The organism is Tardiphaga sp. (assembly GCF_041424195.1).
GTDB lineage: Bacteria > Pseudomonadota > Alphaproteobacteria > Rhizobiales > Xanthobacteraceae > Tardiphaga.
Genome location: NZ_JBGMOE010000157.1, coordinates 1 through 5,922, shown reverse-complemented (window position 1 = coordinate 5,922; position 5,922 = coordinate 1). Strand labels below are relative to the sequence as shown.

The 5,922-nt window shown below is 64.1% G+C and carries 7 protein-coding genes; 5 read left to right on the top strand and 2 right to left on the bottom strand.

Annotated features, from left to right (window positions below; all coding sequences use genetic code 11):
* From ACEK02_RS20345 to ACEK02_RS20325, 5 genes are all read left to right on the top strand, one after another.
* The coding region (locus ACEK02_RS20345; RefSeq protein WP_371423378.1) for a multicopper oxidase domain-containing protein at positions 1–1,536 on the top strand (1,536 nt) is incomplete at its 5' end.
* The gene (locus ACEK02_RS20340; RefSeq protein ID WP_371423377.1) at positions 1,533–2,828 is read left to right on the top strand and encodes a copper resistance protein B; all 1,296 of its coding nucleotides are present in this window, start codon (positions 1,533–1,535) and stop codon (positions 2,826–2,828) included. The genes ACEK02_RS20345 and ACEK02_RS20340, both read left to right, overlap by 4 nt.
* Positions 2,829–3,004: 176 nt before the next feature.
* Positions 3,005–3,388, top strand: coding sequence for a DUF305 domain-containing protein (locus tag ACEK02_RS20335; RefSeq protein ID WP_371423376.1), 384 nt, complete (start codon positions 3,005–3,007; stop codon positions 3,386–3,388).
* Positions 3,389–3,447: 59 nt separating this feature from the next.
* Positions 3,448–3,897: a DUF411 domain-containing protein gene (locus tag ACEK02_RS20330; protein WP_371423375.1), complete on the top strand. Its 450-nt coding sequence runs from the start codon at positions 3,448–3,450 to the stop codon at positions 3,895–3,897.
* Between the two features lie 178 nt (positions 3,898–4,075).
* Entirely contained in the window at positions 4,076–4,801 is a 726-nt protein-coding gene (locus ACEK02_RS20325) for a DUF2231 domain-containing protein (protein ID WP_371423374.1), read from the top strand.
* Positions 4,802–5,090: 289 nt separating this feature from the next.
* On the opposite strand, the gene ACEK02_RS20320 is transcribed toward ACEK02_RS20325, so the two are convergent.
* Together ACEK02_RS20320 and ACEK02_RS20315 are read right to left on the bottom strand one after the other, a co-directional pair.
* Entirely contained in the window at positions 5,091–5,480 is a 390-nt protein-coding gene (locus ACEK02_RS20320; RefSeq protein ID WP_371423373.1) for a MerR family transcriptional regulator, read from the bottom strand.
* Between the two features lie 11 nt (positions 5,481–5,491).
* Positions 5,492–5,922, bottom strand: a 431-nt coding sequence (locus ACEK02_RS20315; RefSeq protein ID WP_371423372.1) for an HAD-IC family P-type ATPase, incomplete at its 5' end; no start/stop codon positions are given.

Below are 5,922 nucleotides of genomic sequence, written 5' to 3'. Positions count from 1 at the left end.
CCGGTCGCGTTCGACCGCGAGCATGTGATCGTGCTCTCCGACCATAGCCAGATGACGGGCGAGGAGATCTTCCGCAAGCTCAAGCAGATGGGCGGCGCCTATTTCAACTACCAGCGTCCGACGCTGAGTGGGCTGCTCGCCGGGCGTGAAATGCCCCTCAAGGATCGGATGGACTGGGGTAAGATGCGCATGGACCCGGCTGACATTGCGGATGTCACGGGGTCCACCTACACCTTCCTCGTCAATGGCTTTGGCCCTTACGATAACTGGACGGGTCTCTTCCGGCCGGGCGAGCGGGTTCGGTTGCGCATCGTCAATGCCGCAGCGCAGACCAACTTCAACGTGCGTATTCCCGACCTGCCAATGACCGTCGTGCAGGCCGACGGGCAAAACGTCCGTCCGGTCAAGGTGGACGAGTTCCAGATCGGCGTCGCAGAGACGTTCGACGTGATCGTTACACCCGAGGACCGGGCCTACAGCTTCGTTTCGGAGGCGATCGACCGTTCGGGCATGGGTCGCGCGACGCTTGCCCCACGTGAGGGCATGATAGCCCCCGTGCCCCCGCTGCGTCCGCGCACGCTGCTGACCATGACCGATATGGGCATGGACATGGGGAGCATGGGCGGGATGCAGGGCATGTCCGGCATGGCAGATGAGGATCCGGTTAAGAAGCGCGGCCTGGACCCAACGGTCATGCAAAATGCCTCTCGTAACTTATGGAAGCTGACCGGCTGGAAAGGACCGACCGATCACGGGACAGTCGCGGTGGGCGCCGCGATGGCGAGCATGTCCGGTATGGCGGGCATGGACCACAGCCAGATGGGCGCCGCCGCCATGCCCGGGATGCCCGGCATGGATCATAGTCAGATGGCCGCGGGCAGCGCTGGCATGGCCGGGATGGACCATAGCGCCATGCAGGGTGGCTCGGGCCAGGCTGGCGGCATGGCCGGAATGGATTCTGGCGGGGGCGGCATGAGCATGAACATGCGCGACCCGAAGAACGCGCCCGGCGTGAAGATGGGCCCCGGAGTACAGACCATCTCGCCAATGCCCAAGGACCGCACGGGCGAGCCTCCACAGGGGCTGGAGGACACAGATCATCGTGTGCTCACCTATCGCGACCTTGTCGCGCTGGATCGTAACCCGGATGTTCGTGCCCCGGCGCGGCAATTCGAGCTCCATCTAACCGGGAACATGGAACGTTACATGTGGGGCTTCGACGGCCAGAAGCTGAGTGACCCCGCCGACCCCATCCCGTTCCGCAAGGACGAGCGCGCGCGTGTTACCTTGATCAATGACACGATGATGCCGCACCCCATCCATCTCCACGGCCACTTCTTCGAGCTGGTGACGGGCCACGGCGACCACGCGCCGCGCAAGCACACCGTGAATGTGGCGCCCGGCGGCAAGGTGACGTTCGACGTGACCACCGATGCGGCCGGCGACTGGGCGTTCCATTGCCATAATCTCTACCACATGACCGCGGGCATGATGCGTGTTGTCACTGTCCGGCCACTAGAGGGAGCGGCAGCATGAACCGGCTGATCCCGGCGCTTGCCGCCACCACGATGCTCGGCATGGCCGCTCCCGTTGCAGCTCAGTCGATGCAGGGCATGAACATGCCGGGCATGACGATGCCGATGCCGGCCAAGAAGAAGCCTGCGGCCAGACCTGCAGCGAAGGGGAAGGCAGCCACAAAGGCGAAGGCGACGACGCGCACAGCAACCCCGAGGAAGAAAGCGGTTCCAGTGGCGAAGCGCGGTACCGCGCCAACGGCCGATATGACGGGTATGGATCACGGGACCATGTCGGGCATGGATCATTCGACTATGCCCGGCATGGACCAAAAAGCCCCGCAGGGCTCCCAGCAAGATATTCAATCGATGCCGGGGATGCAGATGCCCGAAACCGGCCAGACGCCCGCTCAGGGCGCTCAGCAGCCCATGCAGGGTATGGATCACTCGGCAATGCCGGGCATGAATATGCCGGCCGACCAGAGCAGCGGCCACGACATGCAGGCAATGCCCGGCATGGCCGGGATGCCAGGCATGGCGATGGAGGGGGTACAGCAGACCGGCACTGCGCTTCCTGCCGGAAACGGACCGCCCCCGCCCATCCCGACCGACCATGCGGCAGACGGCGTTTATGGCGCAGACCAGATGGCGATGGGCCGTCATCATCTTAGGCAGCACGGCGGTCAAAACTTCAGCCAGTTTTTGTTGAACGTGGCCGAGTATCAGTTCCGCAACGGCCGGGACGGCTATCGCTGGGATGGCGAAGCGTGGTTTGGCGGAGACATCAACCGGCTGTTCGTCAAAAGCGAAGGCGAAGGAGCGTTTCGCAAGGGCCTCGAGAGCGCCGAGGTGCAGGCGCTCTATAGCCGAGCGATCGGCCCGTATTTCAATCTGCAAGCGGGCGTGCGCCAGGACCTGGGGCCTTCCCCGAAACGCACCTATGCGACCATCGGCTTTGAGGGGCTGGCGCCAGGCTTCTTCGAGTTAGAGGGCGCCCTGTTCCTGTCGAACAAAGGCGACGTGCTTGGGCGACTGGAGGGATATTACGACCAGCGCGTTACCCAGCGACTGATCCTCCAACCGCGCGCCGAGCTTAATTTTGCGGCCCAGGACGTGCCGGAAAACCGCATCGGATCGGGCCTGTCCAATGCCGAGCTGGGATTGAGGCTCCGCTATGAGATCCGGCGCGAGTTTGCCCCCTATATCGGCGTATCGTGGGATCGTCGATTTGGCGACACCGCCCGCTACGTCAGGGCGGAGGGCGACAAGCCCACCTCACGCAGCATCGTTGCGGGCATCCGCATGTGGTTCTGAGCTCTTCTTCGCTACGAGCGCCGCGACGCTGCTCGCGTCTTCGGGGACATGGCTCCCTTCGTACGCGCCGAAGGCTAGGGGGGCAGCTTCAACGAACCGTCGTTCTGAGCATTCGCACACGGTTTGAAGCCGATCGGGTTTTGTTGCGTTGACAAAGTTCCAACAAGGAGAAGTCGATGTTTAAAACAATAGCCGTTCTGGTCTTGGCCGCGATGACGGCGAGCCCCGCTTTGGCCCAGGCGCAGATGCAGGGCATGGACCACTCGAAAATGCAGGGCATGAACCACGACAACATGCCCGGCATGAAGACGCCCTTCATGCCCGCCGAGATGGCGATGCAGCAAAAGATGATGAAGGCAAAGGGCGCCAATGCGAGCGAAACCTGGACCCGCAAGATGATCGAGCATCACCGCGGTGCGGTCGCCATGTCGCAGATCGTTCTCCGGGAGTCGCCCGATGCGAAGACCCGGCAGATGGCTCAGAAGTCGATTGCCGAGCAGAACAAGAGCATCGGTGAACTCCAGGCGATGCTCCGGTCGATGGGCAAGCCTGCGCAGTAATAACCCTCGAACCTCCCGCCAACCGTCGACGGCGGGAGGTTCGACCAAGGAGTTTTCCCATGAAGACAGCTTTGCGATCCGCGTTTACTGCCGCAGCCTTGCTGGTTCCGGTTGCCGCCAGCGCGGCCACTCCGATCATCATGCACCGCGACCCCGGCTGCGGCTGTTGCGCGAAGTGGGCGGCGCAGGTGCAGCGGCAGCTTGGGCGCCAGGTGCGCGTTGTCGATGATGCCAACCGCCCGGCGCTGCAAAAACGCGCAGGGGTTCCCGCGGACGTCTCGTCCTGCCACACCGCAATCGCCGACGGTATGGCTTTCGAGGGCCACGTACCGATCGCCGACATGAAGCGGGCTCTGGCGACTCGGCCCAAGGGCGTGCGAGGCCTCGCGGTCGGTGGCATGCCGCTCGGCTCGCCGGGGATGGAAGTGCCGGGCGTCAAGGCGCAGGCCTATGATGTGATTGCCTTTGGTCCCGGCGGGCGCCGCCTGTTCGCCCGCCACGGCAGCTGACCACGGGTGTTCTTGGGCTAGGGTAGCATGACGCGGTCGCCGCAGCCAGCGTAGCTGTGGCGTCCAGCTCGTGCTGAAGAGCAGATGGAAAGATTCACAAAGGAAGCTGGGCGGGTGAGGGGAGAAGGCGGGGCGTGCGTAAACCGGATTGAAACAACACAGATCAAGGGGACGGGTGATGGGCGTTAAAATAGGCGGAGCCTTCGCTATCCTTCTTGCGGTTGCGATGTCAGTCAGCACGGCGGCATCTGCGCACGAAGATCACGATGCGCTTGGGGCCGGTCCCGGGGTAGCCTCTGACAGCGCGGCCGCCACGCAGAAAGCGGATGGGGCAGACGCTGGCGACGGCCACATGGGCATGGGCTCTATGTCGACCGTGGACATGAACATGGGTGGCCGCGACATCGCCGGCGACGACATGGACATGGGCGGTATGCACGAGGAGGGCGCCAACAAGAATAAGAGTTTCGGACAGCGCCTCGTGAGCTGGCTAGGCCGGCTGCACACGATGGTCATCCACTTTCCTATCGCCCTGTTCATCGGTGCGTTCGGGGTGGAGCTGTTCGGGTTGTGGCGACGCAATCGCGACTATCAGCATGTCGCACACATAATGCTGATCGTCGGCGCGCTGGGAGCGATCGTGGCGGCATTCCTGGGCTGGTTCGCGGGCGGCTTCTACCTGACCGACCGCAACCCTATCCTGATGACGCATCGCTGGCTCGGGACATTGATCGCGATCTTCGGCGTCGCGCTAGCTTGGATGGCAGCGCGCCACCGCAAGGAGCCGGAGCGGTCCCGGACGTTGTACTGGGTGGTGCTTGGCTTGATGACGCTCGCGATCTCGGTCCAGGGTTTCCTCGGCGGAACCTTCATGCATGGCGGGATAAACCATTTGGCCTTTTGATGGGGACCGGCGCCCGTGAGCCGGTCCAGTGCAGGCGCGGATCGAACACGACGTCAGCCCTCCGGCTGGCCCTGCCGCGCGTAGCAGGCGCAACCTGCCAGCTAGAGCAGGCCTGCCCGCGGGCGAGGCCGTGCTGTTTTTGAGTGGCGGCGAAAGAAGGGTACCACGTGCGGGACTGAGCGGTTGTTCGTGCCGACTCGCAGGTGGTCGAGACGCGTTTGGGAGGAACCGACGGCATCTCGCCTCCAGCTCGGCACTTAGTCTGGGCTCGGCGTCGCCATTAGTATCTTCAGAAGCTGCTGGTCGCCAGATCGTCGAGAGTGGGGCAGTCGGGACGTTCTCCGCCTGCACAACGGCGGGCTAGCTCTTCAACCGACTCGCGCATCACGCGAAGTTGGCGCCCCTTGCGCTCCATCTCCGCGGCTCGCGCGAGCGCGTTGACATCGCCGCTGGCGCGGTCGCCGTCGTGCCAGAGGCCGAGCAGCTCGCTGATTTGGGGAACGGGGAAGTCGAGATCGCGTGCGCGCCGGATGAAGCGCAGCATGTGCACCTCGCGTTCGTCATAGTCCCGGTAGCCGGAATCGCGCCCCGCGGCCTTGGGCATGAGGCCGATCGCCTCATAATGGCGGATCATCCGCTGGCTGACGCCCGACGCTTTGGCTGCCTGTCCTATGTTCACGTGTCGCCTCCTCAAGCCGCGGTTGGGCGCCAGCGACGAAGCGTCAGAGCATTGGCGACGACGCTGACGCTCGACAGCGCCATCGCCCCGCCTGCGATCACCGGGCTCAGATAGCCGAACGCTGCCAGCGGAATGCCGACCAGATTGTAGATGAATGCCCAGAACAGGCCCTGGCGGATCTTGGCATAGGTCCGCTTCGAGATGTCGATCGCGTCCGCCACCAGGCGTGGATCGCCCCGCATCAGCGTGATGCCCGCTGCGTGCATGGCGACGTCAGTGCCGGTCGACATGGCGATGCCGACATCCGCTGCCGCGAGGGCAGGGGCGTCGTTGACGCCGTCGCCGACCATGGCGACCGTGCGGTCCTCGCCCCGCAACGCCGCCACCGCATCCGACTTTCCTTCCGGCAGGACATTGGCGACGAAGTCGTCGATGCCGAGCT